Source organism: Nitratireductor thuwali (assembly GCF_036621415.1).
Lineage (GTDB): Bacteria > Pseudomonadota > Alphaproteobacteria > Rhizobiales > Rhizobiaceae > Chelativorans > Chelativorans thuwali.
This window is the reverse complement of sequence record NZ_CP030941.1, coordinates 3,896,515-3,911,269: the sequence shown is the minus strand read 5'-3', so window position 1 is coordinate 3,911,269 and position 14,755 is coordinate 3,896,515. Positions and strand designations below refer to the sequence as shown.

Annotated in this window: 11 protein-coding genes; 4 read left to right on the top strand and 7 right to left on the bottom strand. The window is 64.3% G+C overall.

Going from position 1 to position 14,755, the window contains the following annotated elements; genetic code table 11:
• Nucleotides 1–10: 10 nt before the first annotated feature.
• Both argS and NTH_RS18930 read right to left on the bottom strand, forming a co-directional pair.
• Nucleotides 11–1,768, bottom strand: a complete 1,758-nt coding sequence (gene argS, locus NTH_RS18935) for an arginine--tRNA ligase (protein WP_338531483.1) — start codon at nt 1,766–1,768, stop codon at nt 11–13.
• 70 nt (nt 1,769–1,838) lie between these two features.
• Entirely contained in the window at nt 1,839–3,071 is a 1,233-nt protein-coding gene (locus NTH_RS18930; protein WP_338531482.1) for a deoxyguanosinetriphosphate triphosphohydrolase, read from the bottom strand.
• A 214-nt stretch (nt 3,072–3,285) separates the two neighbouring features.
• Between NTH_RS18930 and erpA the strand changes: the two genes are divergently transcribed.
• The 4 genes from erpA (at nt 3,286) to NTH_RS18910 (ending at nt 6,173) form a co-directional block, all read left to right on the top strand.
• The gene (gene erpA / locus NTH_RS18925; protein ID WP_338531481.1) at nt 3,286–3,636 is read left to right on the top strand and encodes an iron-sulfur cluster insertion protein ErpA; all 351 of its coding nucleotides are present in this window, start codon (nt 3,286–3,288) and stop codon (nt 3,634–3,636) included.
• 143 nt (nt 3,637–3,779) lie between these two features.
• Nucleotides 3,780–4,841 (top strand): polysaccharide deacetylase family protein, encoded by a 1,062-nt coding sequence (locus NTH_RS18920; RefSeq protein ID WP_338531480.1) that lies wholly within the window; start codon nt 3,780–3,782, stop codon nt 4,839–4,841.
• Nucleotides 4,842–5,050: 209 nt separating this feature from the next.
• Nucleotides 5,051–5,842 (top strand): exodeoxyribonuclease III, encoded by a 792-nt coding sequence (xth, locus tag NTH_RS18915; protein ID WP_338531479.1) that lies wholly within the window; start codon nt 5,051–5,053, stop codon nt 5,840–5,842.
• A gap of 100 nt (nt 5,843–5,942) precedes the next feature.
• Nucleotides 5,943–6,173, top strand: a complete 231-nt coding sequence (locus NTH_RS18910; protein ID WP_338531478.1) for a hypothetical protein — start codon at nt 5,943–5,945, stop codon at nt 6,171–6,173.
• Nucleotides 6,174–6,207: 34 nt separating this feature from the next.
• Here the strand turns inward: NTH_RS18910 and NTH_RS18905 are convergent, their stop codons facing one another.
• The 5 genes from NTH_RS18905 to NTH_RS18885 all read right to left on the bottom strand — a co-directional run bounded on the left by NTH_RS18905 (nt 6,208) and on the right by NTH_RS18885 (nt 14,703).
• Nucleotides 6,208–7,008, bottom strand: coding sequence for a tetratricopeptide repeat protein (locus tag NTH_RS18905; protein WP_422392415.1), 801 nt, complete (start codon nt 7,006–7,008; stop codon nt 6,208–6,210).
• Nucleotides 6,995–8,719 carry a dihydroxy-acid dehydratase gene (gene ilvD / locus NTH_RS18900; RefSeq protein ID WP_338531477.1) on the bottom strand — a complete coding sequence of 575 codons (1,725 nt, stop codon included), beginning with the start codon at nt 8,717–8,719 and terminating at the stop codon, nt 6,995–6,997. The genes NTH_RS18905 and ilvD overlap by 14 nt, the downstream gene beginning before the upstream one ends.
• A gap of 449 nt (nt 8,720–9,168) precedes the next feature.
• Entirely contained in the window at nt 9,169–10,101 is a 933-nt protein-coding gene (locus tag NTH_RS18895; protein ID WP_338531476.1) for a TerC family protein, read from the bottom strand.
• A 258-nt stretch (nt 10,102–10,359) separates the two neighbouring features.
• Nucleotides 10,360–11,505 (bottom strand): OmpP1/FadL family transporter, encoded by a 1,146-nt coding sequence (locus NTH_RS18890; protein ID WP_338531475.1) that lies wholly within the window; start codon nt 11,503–11,505, stop codon nt 10,360–10,362.
• Nucleotides 11,506–11,853: 348 nt separating this feature from the next.
• Entirely contained in the window at nt 11,854–14,703 is a 2,850-nt protein-coding gene (locus tag NTH_RS18885; protein WP_338531474.1) for a valine--tRNA ligase, read from the bottom strand.
• Nucleotides 14,704–14,755 lie beyond the last annotated feature (52 nt).

The window sequence follows — 14,755 nt, the reverse complement described above, 5'->3', positions numbered from 1 at the left end:
CCTAGGGAAATCAGCGCATTTCGGAGGGTGCTTCTGCTCCGATCAGCGCCATGCCGGACGTGATGACGTCCAATACCGCCTGCACCAGACCCAGCCTGGCATAGGTCAACTCTGGCGAGTTAACCTTAACAAACCGTAAGCTATCAGTATCGCTGCCGCGATTCCACTGCGCATGAAGCTGGCTGGCAAGGTCGTAGAGGTAGAAAGCCAGCCGGTGCGGCTCCAGCGACTGGGCGGCGCTCTCGATCAGGCGCGGATACTCGGCAAGCTTGCGGATGAGCGCCAGTTCCCCCTCGTCGGTCAGCAGATGCAGCGAACGGCGCAGCGTGTCGCGGTCTATGCTTTCCACGCCCAGTTGCTCGCGCGCCTGCCGGAACACCGAATGGCAGCGGGCGGAGGCGTATTGCACATAGAAGACCGGATTGTCCTTCGACTGCTCGGTCACCTTGGCGAAGTCGAAGTCCAGCGGCGCATCGCTCTTGCGGTAGAGCATCATGAAGCGGACGGGATCGCGCCCCACCTCGTCGATGACCTCGCGCAGGGTGACGAACTCGCCCGACCTTTTGGACATGCGCACCGGCTCGCCGTTCCGGTAGAGCTTCACGAGCTGGCAAAGCAGCGCCGTCAGTTCCAGCTTGCCGTCGGATATGGCACGCGCCAGCGCCTCCAGGCGCTTGACATAGCCGCCATGGTCGGCGCCCAGCACGTAGATCAGGTGCTCGAAGCCGCGTGCGTATTTGTCCTTCATATAGGCCACGTCCGCGGCGAAATAGGTAAACTGCCCGTCCGACTTGATCAGCGGGCGGTCGATGTCGTCGCCCACCGCGGTGGAGCGGAAGAGCGTCTGCTCACGGTCTTCCCAATCCTCGGGCAACTGGCCCTTGGGCGGCGGCAGCTTGCCCTTGTAGACATGACCCTTGAGCGTCAGGTCGTTGATCGCCGAACGGATGGCGCCGCCATTGCCGGCATGCAGCGTGCGCTCGGAAAAGAACACGTCATGGCGCACATTGAGCGCGGCAAGGTCATCCCGGATCATCGCCATCATTGCGTCGATGGCCCTCTCCTTGACGATGTCGAGCGCATCAGGCTCTGGCATTTCCAGAAGCTTCGTGCCGAATTCCTCGGCCAGCGCCTTGCCCACCGGGACGAGGTAGTCGCCGGGATAAAGGCCGTCCGGGATGGCGCCGACCGCCTCGCCCAGCGCCTCGCGATAGCGCAGCATCACCGAGCGGGCCAGAACGTCGATCTGCACGCCGGCGTCGTTGATGTAGTATTCCTTGGTGACGTCGTATCCGGCGAAGGCGAGGATATTGGCCAGCGCGTCGCCCACCACCGCACCCCGGCAATGGCCGACATGCATCGGTCCGGTGGGATTGGCCGAAACATACTCGACATTGACCTTGCGGCCGGCGCCGGCGTCCGAGCGGCCGTAATTCGTGCTCAGGTCAAGCATCTCGGCGAGCCTTGCCTGCCAGAATCCGTCGCTCAGCCGCAGATTGACGAAGCCGGGCCCGGCCACGCTCACCTCGGCCACGTCCGCCTCCTCGGCCATCGCCGCGGCCAGCCTTTCGCCAAGCGCGCGCGGGTTCTCGCCGACCGCCTTGGAGAGCACCATCGCGGCATTGGTCGCAAGGTCGCCATGGCTCGGGTCGCGCGGCGGCTCCATCGTCACTCGCGCAAGGTCGAGCGGGCTGCCATCCCTGGCCTGGAGCCCCAGCCTTTCAACGGCCTCGACGACCCGATTGGAGAAATCGGCGAAAATATTCATGGGAGTGATCCGGATCCGAGAAATCAGCGCATTGGGCCGCCCGGCGGTCGGTGCGGCGATCCGCGAGCCCCTAGCGCATATCCGGCAAACGGTCAAACATGCGCGAGCCGAACAGGCGCCGGTGTTCCTTGATGGCATAGGTGTCGGTCATGCCGGCCAGGAAGTCGGCCACGTCGCGCGCCCGGGCGTCATCGGTCTGGCCCCGGCCCTCGCCCCAGCCCTCCGGCATCTCGCGCGGATCGGCGAAATAGGCGTCGAACAGGTCGCGTACGGTCCTGTCGGCCTCCTTTCGCGCGTGCAGCACCTCGGGATGGCGGTAGAGATTGGCGTAAAGGAAACGCTTCAGCTCCTTCTCCTGCGCCGCCATGCCGACCGAAAAGACCACCATCGTGCGTCCGGCATCGCGGATATCGTCCACCGAGCGCGGGGCGAGCGCGCCCAGGCTTTCGCGGCTCGTCACGATCACGTCCTCGACCATCAAGGTTATCTGCCGGCGCATCAGCTCGTGGCCCGTCCGCACGGCATCAAGGCCCGGATAGCGCTCGTTGACGGCGGCCAGAATACGGCCCGGCAGTCCCACATCGGCAAGCATCGGCAGCGTCAGCAGGCCGGAGCGCAGCCCGTCGTCCAGATCGTGGGCGTCATAGGCGATGTCGTCGGCAATGGCCGCGCATTGCGCCTCCAGGCCGGCGTGGCGGTGAAGCCCCAGATCGTGGAGTGCGCAATAGTCCGAAATCGGGCGCGGCACCGGGCCTGACAGACCCTTGCCGGCCGCATCGGTCAACGGTCCGTTGTGCTTGACCAGCCCTTCCAGGGTCTCCCAGGAAAGGTTCAGCCCGTCGAACTCCGCGTAGCGGCGCTCCATGAGCGTGACCACGCGCAGCGACTGGGCATTGTGGTCGAAGCCGCCCCACGGCGCCATCTTGTCGTCGAGCGCCTCCTCGCCCGTATGGCCGAAGGGCGTGTGGCCGAAATCGTGCACCAGCGCCACCGCCTCGGCCAGATCCTCGTCGCAGCGCAGGGCGCGGGCAAGCGCGCGGGCGATCTGGGCGACCTCGATGGAATGGGTCAGCCGGGTGCGGTAGTGGTCGCCTTCGTGGGCGATGAAGACCTGCGTCTTGTGCTTAAGGCGGCGGAAGGCGGTGGAGTGGATGATGCGGTCGCGGTCGCGCTGGAAGGGCGTCCGGGTCGGGCTTTCCGGCTCGTCGTGATAGCGCCCGCGCGATTGCGCCGGGTCGCACGCATAGGCCGCGCGCGGCCGGTAGCCGAAACCGATGCCATCAAGATCTGCCGGGGCCGCCATTTTTTGCCCTTAGAGTCTGTTTTGAAGGTCGTCAGGGCGAGTCGAAAATGGTGTTTTTCGAGCACCGGAGCGGAGCGTACATTAAGTACGTGAGCACCGGAGCGCAGAAAGACGCCGTTTGCAGGCCGCCATCACGACTTTCAAAATAGGCTCTCATTGACTCGCCGCACACCCGTTCATACCTATTGTGCATCAGCGAAAGCAAGGTGACGATATGGGCGTTGACGCAAAGACCGATATGAAGGGCGTGGACATGACCGATGCCGCCGCCAGGCGCATCGCCAAGATCCTTGCCGACGATCCGGGCAAGATCGCGTTGCGCGTCTCGGTGGAAGGCGGCGGCTGTTCGGGCTTTTCCTACAAGTTCGATCTGGTCGATGCTCGCGAGGATGATGACCACGTCATCGAGCGCGACGGCGCGACCATCCTCATAGACGATCTTTCGCTGGTCTATATGGGCGGCTCGGTGGTCGATTTCGTCGACGACCTGATCGGCCAGTCCTTCCAGATCCGGAACCCCAATGCCGTCGCTTCCTGCGGTTGCGGCACCAGCTTCTCCATCTGATCCTTCTTCGGGAGGCGGCAGCACGCCGCCGCCCCTCCACCCCCACCCCCCGTAATTGGCCGTCGCCGCGTGTTTGTTGACGCCGTGTAAACCGCTGTCCATTAAGGATCCGAGGAAGATCAACGGGTGGCTCCACGCGGGCGATGATAACAGGGACGACCGTCAGGCGCTTCGTGCGGCATGCGCTCATACGCACGGGGCTGGAGGGCATCTCGCTCACGCGGGCCGGACACCTGTGGCGCGCGGCCGCGGGACGCGGGATCATCTTCACGCTGCATCACGTGCGCCCGGCGACTTCGACACGCACCTATGCGAACGCGCTGCTTTCGATCACGCCGAGCTTTCTGGAAGAGGCGATCCAGGCTTGTCTGGAGCGGGACATGATGCCGCTGCCGCTGCAAGACCTGCCCGAGCGCCTCGCCGATCCGCGCGACAAACGCACCTATTTCTGCTTCACGCTGGATGACGGCTACCGCGACAATGCCCAGTTCGCGACCCCCGTTTTCCGCAAGTACGGCGTGCCCTACACCATTTTCCTGACCTCCGGTTTCGTGGAGCGGACGCGTTCGATCTGGTGGGAGACGCTGGAAGCGATCCTGGCGTGCAATTGCGAAATCGTCTTCGATTTCGGCAGCGGCGAGAAGCATCTCCCCCTTGGCTCTGAAATCCGAAAGACCTTTGTCTACGACAGGTTCATGGATTACCTTACATTGACACCCGAGGACGAGGCGGTCGATGCAATCGACCGCCTTGCGCGCAGTGTGGGAATCGACCCGCTGGCGCTGACCGACCAGCTTATCCTGCCTGTCCACGACATCGCCCAGCTCGCGGAGGACGCGCTTTGCCGGTTTGGCGGGCATTCGCTAACCCATGTGAACCTGCGGCGCGTGGATGCGGACCGGCTGAAGCACGAAATTGAGGGGTCGCTCGATACGGTGGAGCGCTATGCCGGCTATCGCCCGGAGACCTTCGCCTATCCCTATGGCTATGCCTCCGCCGTCGGCCCCAGGGAGATCCAGGCCGCCCGTCAGGCCGGCTTCAAGGTCGCCGTGACCAATCTGCCGGGCGTGTTGCGCTCCGAAAGCGCCCAGGATCCCACCGCCTTCCGACGCGTTTCGCTCAACGGGAACTATCAGAAGCGGCGCTATGTGGGCGCTCTGCTCTCGGGCGTCCCGTTCAAGCTGCCGGACACGCGGAAAGCCTGATCTTCCCGCTTTGGCTGTAGCGGCCAATCATCCCAGTCCGGACCGGCAGGGATGCGCCGAACAGTAGGTCCTTTCCCGCCGGCCAGGCAGCGGCCGGCACGATGTCAGCATTTGGCGCAGATACCGCGACTGAGCGGTGGACTGCGACGCACGCCAAGGGCACATTGGGGGGAATCGCAACACATGCCGCTACTGGGAAATACACGCCGATGAAAATCGCCACCTGGAACATCAACGGCGTCAAGGCGCGCATCGAGAACCTGCTCCACTGGCTGGAGGAGGAGCAGCCGGACATTGTCTGCCTGCAGGAGATCAAGTCGGTCGACGACCTTTTCCCGCGTGGTCCCATCGAAGCCCTCGGCTACCATGTCGAGACGCACGGCCAGAAGGGATTCAACGGCGTCGCGATCCTGTCGAAGCTGCGCTTCGACGAGGTCAATCGCGGTCTGCCGGGCGATGGGGACGATGCGCAGGCGCGTTTCATGGAGGGGGTCTTCTCGACCGACAAGGGCGTGCTGCGCGTGGTTTCCCTCTACCTGCCCAACGGCAATCCGGTGGAAACGGAGAAGTTTTCCTATAAGCTCACCTGGATGCAGCGGCTGGAGCAATGGGCGCACGGCAGGCTGGATCTGGAAGAGCCGCTGGTGCTGGCCGGGGATTACAACGTCATTCCCGAGCCGGCGGACGCCAAGAACCCGGAGGCATGGCTGGGCGACGCACTGTTCCGGCCGGAGACCCGCGCCGCCTTCCGCAGGTTCTCGCATCTCGGCTTCACCGATGCGCTGCGCGCCACGACGCAGGAGAGCGGCACATACACCTTCTGGGACTACCAGGCCGGCGCCTGGCAGAAGAACAACGGCATCCGCATCGATCATCTGATGCTGTCGCCCGAAGCTGCCGACCGACTGTCGGCGGTCAGCATCGCCAAGCATACGCGAGCCTGGGAAAAGCCCTCCGACCACGTGCCGGTGATCGCGGAGCTTTCGCTCAAGGCGGCGTGAAGGAAGAGCCAACGGGTGCCACGCCGAACGCTTTTGGAAATCCATTACCGGATTCCGGGCCGATGCGGTAAGATGCCCCGCTATGAGACATTTGGCGTGGATGGTCCTGACCAGCCTGATCCTGGCGCAGCCGGCGACAGCGGACTGCCGATGCGTGGCGAACGGCGCCCGCTATGTCGAGGGCGAGCAGGCCTGCCTCAAGATGCCGGACGGCCCGCGGCTCGCGCGCTGCGAGAAGGTCCTGAACAACAGCTCCTGGAAGATGCTCGGCCGCGATTGCAGCGCGATCTCGATGCAGGACAGCGACCCGCCGGTGCTGGCGGCGCGCTGAAAGCGCCCGCCGCCATGGCAATCATTCGAGAGCGTTATTTGAGTCCGTCGACCAGGTAGCCTTCGGCCAGGGCGATGGCCGTGCGGCGATCGGACTCGCCCGCCAGCGCGAACGCCTCCTCGTGCATGGCGCGTATCCACCCGACATCCGACGGCTTGGCGCGTTCCAGCGCCGCCGTCATCAGGGCCAGCCCGCGCACGACCTTGCCGCTCTGGAACAGCAGGTTTCCCAGCGTCGCCTGCGCGGCGGCATGCTCCTTTTCGGCGGCGAGCTGCAGCCAGCGGCCCGCCTGCTGGACGTTTCTCGTGCCGCCCTCCCCGCTGAGGAACATCCGGCCCAGCTCGTACTGGGCGTCGGCATTGCGGTAGGTGGCGGCCGCGCGCAGGAAATAGTCATGGGCCGCGGCCGGATTTGCCTCTACCGGCGAGCCCGGTATGCCGGTGCGCAGGTAGTTGCCGAGCGCCAGCAGAGCATCGGAGACATAGGCCTCGTCGCTGCTGCCGGGCCGCACCTCCTGCTGGACCACGGCAGAGAAGAACTTGAACGCCTCGTAGTCGTTGCGCGGAACGCCGTCGCCTTCGGCATACATGCGGGCAAGTTTCCAGCGCGCGCCCACCTGCCCTTTTTCGGCGGCATAGCGGTAGGCCTCGACGGCTTCCTGCTTCTGCCCGCGCTTATAGGCCGAGAAGCCGAAACGGAACATCGCCCATGGGCTGTTGGTCTCGGGCTTCTTGACGACCATGTCCTGATCGAGCGCTTCGGCTGAACCGAAGCTCCCGACGAGAAGCATGAGGCCGGCGGCGAGCCGGACCGTTATGGACCTAGATGTCCGCATAGCAGTGCGTTTCTTTCCCGGCTCCCGGATGGGTTACGGCGCCGTTCACGGCCGGTCCCACCGTCTGTGCATATTTCCAGATCGCGCCCGACTGGTAATCCGTCGTGCGGGGCACCCAGTTCTTGAGGCGCTCGGCAAGCTCCTCGTCGCTGAGGGCCACGTCGATGGTCCCTTCCACCGCGTCGATGGTGATGACGTCGCCATCCTTCAGAAGGCCGATCGGGCCGCCGACGGCAGCCTCCGGGCCGACATGGCCGATGCAGAAGCCGCGGGTGGCGCCGGAAAAGCGCCCATCGGTGATAAGCGCGACCCGGTCGCCCATGCCCTGGCCGTAGAGGGCGGCCGTGGTGGCCAGCATTTCGCGCATGCCGGGTCCGCCCTTGGGGCCCTCATAGCGGATGACGAGAACCTCGCCTTCCTTGTAGTTGCGCTCGTTCACGGCGGCGAAGCACTCTTCCTCCGAATCGAAACAGCGCGCCGGACCGGAGAAGCTGAGATGCTTCATGCCCGCCACCTTCACGATGGCGCCGTCGGGCGCGAGATTGCCGCGCAGGCCGACCACGCCGCCGGTTCTGGTGATCGGGTTATTGGCGGGACGCACCACGTCCTGCTGGTCGTTCCACGGAACACGCTCCATGTTCTCCGCCAGGGTGCGGCCGGTAACCGTCATGCAATCGCCGTGCAGGAAGCCGTGGTCCAGCAGCGTTTTCATCAGCAGCGGAATGCCGCCGGCCTCGAACATGTCCTTGGCGACATATTTGCCGCCCGGCTTGAGGTCGGCGATATAGGGCGTCTTCTTGAATATCTCCGCCACGTCGAACAGATCGAACTCGATACCCGCCTCGTGGGCGATGGCGGGCAGGTGCAAGGCCGCGTTGGTCGAGCCGCCCGAGGCGGCGACCACGGCAGCCGCATTCTCCAAGGACTTCAGCGTGACGATGTCGCGCGGGCGGATCTGCTTGGCGATCAACTCCATCACCTTTTCGCCGGAGGCGTAGTTGAAGCGGTCGCGCATCTCGTAGGGCGCCGGCGCGCCGCAGGAATAAGGCAGCGCCAGGCCGATGGCCTCGGCGACGGTCGCCATCGTGTTGGCCGTGAACTGCGCGCCGCAGGAACCGGCGGACGGGCAGGCAGCCTGCTCGATCTCCATCAGATCCTCATCGGAGATGGAGCCGACGGAATGCTGGCCCACCGCCTCGAACACGTCCTGAACGGTGATCTGGCGGCCGCGATAGGCGCCGGGCAGGATGGAGCCGCCATAGATGAAGACGGCGGGCACGTTGAGGCGGACCATCGCCATCATCATGCCGGGCAGCGACTTGTCGCAGCCGGCCAGGCCGACGATCGCATCGTAGCAATGGCCGCGCATGGTCAGCTCGACCGAATCGGCGATGACGTCGCGCGACACCAGCGAGGCCTTCATGCCCTGGTGGCCCATGGCAATGCCGTCGGTGACGGTGATGGTGGTGAATTCGCGCGGCGTGCCGTGGGCCGAGGCCACGCCCTTCTTGACCACCTGCGCCTGGCGCATCAGCGAGATATTGCAGGGTGCGGCCTCGTTCCAGCAGGTCGCGACGCCGACGAGCGGCTGGGCGATTTCCTCCGGCGACAGACCCATGGCGTAAAGATAGGAGCGGTGCGGCGCGCGCGCCGGCCCCACCGTCACGTGGCGGCTGGGAAGATTTGCTTTCGAAATCGATCGAGCGTCCATGATCACCTTTGCCGCTTCTTGCGGCTTCTCTCTTTGACACGCGGTATCCGGTGCGGCGCGTCCGAGAAGCTAACTCGGTGCGCCTGTTTTATGGCGGGAAATTGGCGTATTGCCCCCACGCCTTCATAGCGCAATGCATCTTATTAAAGTGTTGCGAATCAGCCACAGACAGCCATCCTCGCGCGCGGCCGGCAAGGGTGCGGTGCCCGGAGGACGAATCTCCTCCCCTTCCAAGGGGAAGATGAGGGAACATGGCAGAGGCGCTGCGGCGTGGATCGGTTCACCGTTTCACGGAACGCCGAACCGATCCGGCTACAGCATCGGCCCGAAAACCGGAAATCGATTTTCGGGACGCACGATGCGTAGATTCAATGGTCTAGAGCGTCCTTTGTTCGTCTTGAGAGACGCACGGCGCTCTAGCGGTTTTACGCAATTGCGGACGGAGCGGCCTACCGCTTGGCTTCGGAGGCGTCCCGTCTGTTGTGCAGCATGGAGGCCAAGACCGAAGCGCCGATGATGAGCGCCGTCACCGCCAGCGCGATCACCGAGGGGATGTGGATATACTGGCCGAACAGCATCTTGAACCCGATGAAGATCAGCACCAGCGACAGCCCCGTCTGGAGATAGCGGAAGGTGCGCATCATGCCCGACAGGACGAAGAACAGCGCGCGCAGGCCCAGAATGGCGAAGACATTGGAGGAAAAGACGATGAAGGCGTCGTTGGATACCGCCAGGACGGCGGGGATGGAATCGATCGCGAAGATCAGATCGGTGATCTCGACCGTCACCAGGACGACGAAGAGCGGCGTCATGAAGAGGATGCCGTTGCGGCGCGTCAGGAACCGCGCGCCTTCATATTCCGACGTCACCCGGCCGGTGCGCATCAACAGCTTGACGACGCGGCTGTCGCCGGGATCGACCATGGCGTCTCCGGCGAACATCATCTTGAAGCCTGAGAAGATCAGCAGCGCGCCCAGCGCCATGGCGATCACGTGGAACTGCTCGACCAGTTTCACGCCCGGCACGATGAGCGAAAGGCGCATCACGATGGCGCCCACGATGCCGTAGAACAGCACCCGGTACTGGGCCTCCGCCGGCACCTTGAAATAGGCGAAGATGAGGGCGATGACGAAAATATTGTCGAGCGAAAGCGCCTGTTCGATCAGGTAGCCCGTGAGGAATTCGGCTCCCCTGTCCGCGCCCGCGAAATAGAAGACGCCGACGGCAAACAGCATCGCCAGCGAGACATAGGCGCCGACCGTCCGGCACGCCTCGCGCGTGGTGATGACGTGGTCGCGTCGATGGAGAACGAAAAGATCGACGAACAGGATGATGGCGACAAACGCCAGGAAGCCGGGCCACAGCCAATCGTGCAATGTCATGAAGCGTTTGCATTCAATGCGCCGCGTCAGCGCGTTGTCGTTCAGTCCGACATCACAGGCAACGCCTTGCCTGCCAGAGGGGCCCGGGCTGGGTGACGCATACTATCTGAGGCAGTTTTGCCGCCGTTTCAAGTGCTTGCGCAGCATTGTTGCGCCTTCGGCAGGGATACGCACAGCTTTCGGCCGCAATCGGCATAAAAAAGGCCCGGCATGGAAGCCGGGCCTGTCAAATAACAGATCAGATGATCTGCCGCGGTATCACCATCTAACTTTGTAGTTGGCCGACAGAATGCCGGCCCAGCCGGAGTCGACGGCAGCGCCGAAATCCGGTGCGCCGGCGCCGGTGATTTCATCCGAGGTGAGGTAGACCAGGGCTCCGCCGAGCCGCAATTCCCCGCCCAGGTCGTCCTTGAGGCTGACGCCTGTGGCCAACATCCACTTGTCGCTGCGGAAATCGTAGCCGTTGGACACGCCCTGGTCCCATTGCAGGCTGACCAGGCCGGAAACGCGCTCGTTGAACGCATGGCCGACGCCGCCGGTGACGGTCCAGCCGTCCTTCCAGTGGTAGAGGTTGGCGCTCGTTATCGGCCCGGCGGAGACAACCAGACGTTCGTTCACCGACCAGTCCGTCCACTTCACGGATCCAAAGGCTAGCCAACCAGGCGCGACGCCCGTCTGCAACTTGAACTCGACGCTCTGGGGCAGTTCGCCGGAGCCCGTCGCCGTCCCGAGCGGCATGCCATAGAGCGTGGCGCTTCCCGTCGCGTCATGGGAGGTCCCCGACCGGTACATCAGTTGGGCGCGGAGCGCGATCTCGGGGATTTCGTAGCCGAGCCCGGCGCGCCACCCATAGGCGTTGCTGCCGAGTTCAATGCCCAAAGGTGCCGGTCCCGGAAATGGCGCCGGAGGCGAGGGAAGCGTCGGCAGTGCAGAAAGCTCGTAGTCGAACTTTTCGACAAACGCGCCGCCCAGTACCGAAAGGCGCCCGCGCCCCATGTCGAAGAAAACCGCACAGGTGCCGCCGAACTCCGAGACCGTGAACTCCTCCGAAAGCTTGCCGCTCGGACCGTACGGCGAAGGATGGCTCGAATTGGCGCCGTAAGGCGTCGTGAACGTACCGGCGCAGGACAGGTTGTCGGTGACCTTGAACTTCACGGCGGCTGTCGGGATGACGTAGGTATCCAGATAGTCGGTGCCGACCACGCCGCCGCTGGTCGTTCCGCCGGGGTTGCGCGAGAACTTCTGTGACGGCGTTACGACCGTAGCCCCCGCCCGCAGGTTGAAATTCCCTTCCTCGTAAAGAATATCCGTGTCGGCCGTTCCGCGCGAAAAGCCGCCCGCATGTGCACTGCCGGCCAAAAGCGCCAGCCCCAGTGCCGAAACCCCAAAACCACTAAAACGCATGCGAGAACCTCCCTGGACTCCGATTTCGCTACGGAAGGATAGCAAGCGTTTCGCATCGCGCAATCGCAATGCCGCCCGGCCGGGCGGCGGCGCGTTTTCTTACCTTAACGTAAACCCCTGAAATTGAGCGAGGTTCAACGCCGGCATGCGAAGGCGCAGCATGGAACAGGCCGGATTTGAGGCGTTTCGGCCGCTTTCCCGCCGCATTCCCACCGCTTTACGGCAACTGTTGCGGAAATGTGACAGGGAGCAGGAAAGCTGCTTCTGACCCTTGAATGGCGGGGGAAGGGCCGGCGCCGACGGGCTGCAAGATCCTCATTCCGCGCCGGCCCCGCGAATCAATGGCCGCTAGCCGGCTTCCCTCACCCGGTCGAGCGCCGCCTGCATCTTTGCCCTCGCCTCGGCAAACTCGGCGCGCTTTTCGCGCTCGGCAAGGACGATGTCTTCCGGCGCGTTGGCGACGAACTTCTCGTTCGACAATTTCTTGTCCAGGCGCGAAATCTCCGCATCGATCTTGCCGAGCTCCTTTTCCAGGCGGAGGGTCTCGGCGCCGATATCGATGAGATCGCCCAGCGGCAGGCAGAAGGTCGCCTCGCCCAGCACGAATTGCGCGCTGCCCTTGGGCGCGTCGGCGGCAAAGCCCAGCTCCTCCACGCGCGCCAGACGGCGGATGGCCGGATCATGCCGCGCAATGCGCGCGCGGGTCGTCTCGTCGGCGCCGACGGCCACCAGCGGCGCCATGGCGGCGGCGGGCACGTTCACCTCGGCGCGCACGGAGCGAATGCCGCTGACCAGGTCGATGAGCCAGTTGATGTCGGCGGCCGCCTCCGCATCCTCGAAATCCGGCGAGGGCCAGCGCGTCAATGCCAGCATTCCGTCGCGTCCGGCCTCGCCGCCCATATGCGCCCACAGCTCCTCGGTCATATAGGGCATCATCGGGTGCAGCAGCTTGTAGATCTCGTCCAGCACATAGGCCGCGCAGGCGCGGGCCTCCGCCCCGGCGTCCTCGTCGTCGCCGGCGAAGACCGGCTTCAAGAGCTCCAGATACCAATCGCAGAACTGGCTCCACACGAAGCGATAGGCCGCGCCCGCCGCCTCGTTGAACCTGTACGACGTGATGCCGGCGGTGATGGCCTCGGCCGTGCGCGTCAGCTCGGTCAATATCCAGCGGTTGATGGCGAGCCGCGCGTCTTCAGGCCGGAAATCGGGATCGCGCTTCACGCCGTTCATCTCGGCAAAGCGGGTCGCGTTCCAAAGCTTGGTGCCGAAATTGCGATAGCCGGCCACGCGCGAGGGATCGAGCTTCACGTCGCGCCCCTGCGCGGCCATGATCGCCAGGGTAAAGCGCAGCGCGTCGGCACCGTATTCGTCGATCAGTTCCAGCGGGTCGATGACATTGCCCTTGGACTTCGACATCTTGGCGCCGTTCTTGTCGCGCACCAGCGCGTGCACATAGACGGTGTGGAAGGGCTCCTCCTCCATGAAGTGCAGGCCCATCATCATCATCCGGGCGACCCAGAAGAAGATGATGTCGAAGCCGGTGACGAGCACCGACGTCGGGTAATAGCGGTCGAGCTCGGTGGTCTTGTCCGGCCAGCCCAGCGTGGAAAACGGCCAGAGCGCGGAGGAGAACCAGGTGTCGAGAACATCCTCGTCGCGCGTGAGGATCTTGCCGGGCTCGTAATTTTCGAGCTGGTCTTCCACCCAGGATTTCCACGGCCCCTCGAGCGCCAGATAATATTCGACCGCGTCGTCCAGCGCTTCCTTCTCGGTGCGGGCGACGAAGACGTGGCCGTCCGGCCCGTACCACGCGGGGATCTGATGCCCCCACCAGAGCTGGCGGGAGATGCACCAGGGCTGGATGTTCTCCATCCACTCGAAATAGGTCTTTTCCCAGTTCTTCGGCACGAATTTCGTGCGCCCCTCGCGCACGGAGGCGATGGCGGGCTTTGCCAGCGTCTTGGCGTCGACATACCACTGGTCGGTGAGGAAGGGCTCGATCGGCACGCCGCCACGGTCGCCATGGGGGATGGTGTGGCGATGCGGCTCGACCTTCTCCAGAAGCCCCGCATCTTCCATCATGGCGACGAGCGCCTTGCGCGCCTCGAAGCGGTCCAGACCGTCGAGCTGCGCGATGGTGGCGGTGAGCCGGGCATCCCGCTCTAGGCCTTCCAGGAAATCCTCATTGTCCTTCAGCGTGATGGCGCCTTCCACCGTCATCACATTGATCTGGGGCAGGCCGTGCCGCTTGCCGACCTCGAAATCGTTGAAGTCGTGGGCGGGGGTCATCTTCACCGCGCCGGTGCCGGCCTCGGGATCGGGATATTCGTCGGCGATGATCGGAATGCGCCGACCGACCAGCGGCAGCATCACATGCCTGCCGACGAGGCTCTTGTAGCGCGGATCGTCGGGATGGACCGCAACGCCCGTATCGCCCAGCATCGTCTCCGGCCGCGTGGTGGCAACGACCAGATAGTCGCGGTTCTCGTATCCGTCGGGCTCGCCGTCGGAGGGGCGCCAGTCGACGCGGTTGCCTTCGCCATCCAGCCTGTAGGGATGCTCGTAGCTGACGCCGGGCTCCAGCGGATAGCGGAAATGCCAGAGATTGCCGTTCACCTCGATCTGCTCGACCTCCAGATCGGAGATCGCGGTCAAAAGCTTGGGGTCCCAATTGACCAGCCGCTTGTCCTTGTAGATCAGGCCCTGCTCATAGAGCGACACGAATACTTCGATGACGGCCCTGGACAGCCCCTCGTCCATGGTGAAGCGCTCGCGCGACCAGTCGCAGGAGGCGCCCAGCCGCTTCAGCTGGTTGATGATCGCGCCGCCCGATTCTTCCTTCCACTCCCAGACCTTATCGACGAATTTCTCGCGGCCCATGTCGCGGCGATGCTGCTGGCGCTCCATCAGCTGGCGCTCGACCACCATCTGCGTGGCGATGCCGGCGTGGTCCATGCCCGGCTGCCACAGCACGTCCTTGCCGCGCATGCGCTCGAAGCGGACCATGATGTCCTGCAGCGTGTTGTTGAGCGCATGGCCCATGTGCAGGGAGCCGGTCACATTGGGCGGGGGGATGACGATGGTGAAGGTCTCGGCGCCCGGTTCTGCGCCCGCGCCGGCGCGGAATGTCCCTTCCCGCTCCCAGCGTTCGGCGATCTTGGGCTCAACGCTTGCCGCGTCGTAGTTCTTATCGAGCATGGGACATCCGCCTGGCAGTGGGAAATGAAAGCCGGTGTAAAGCGGAAGGGTT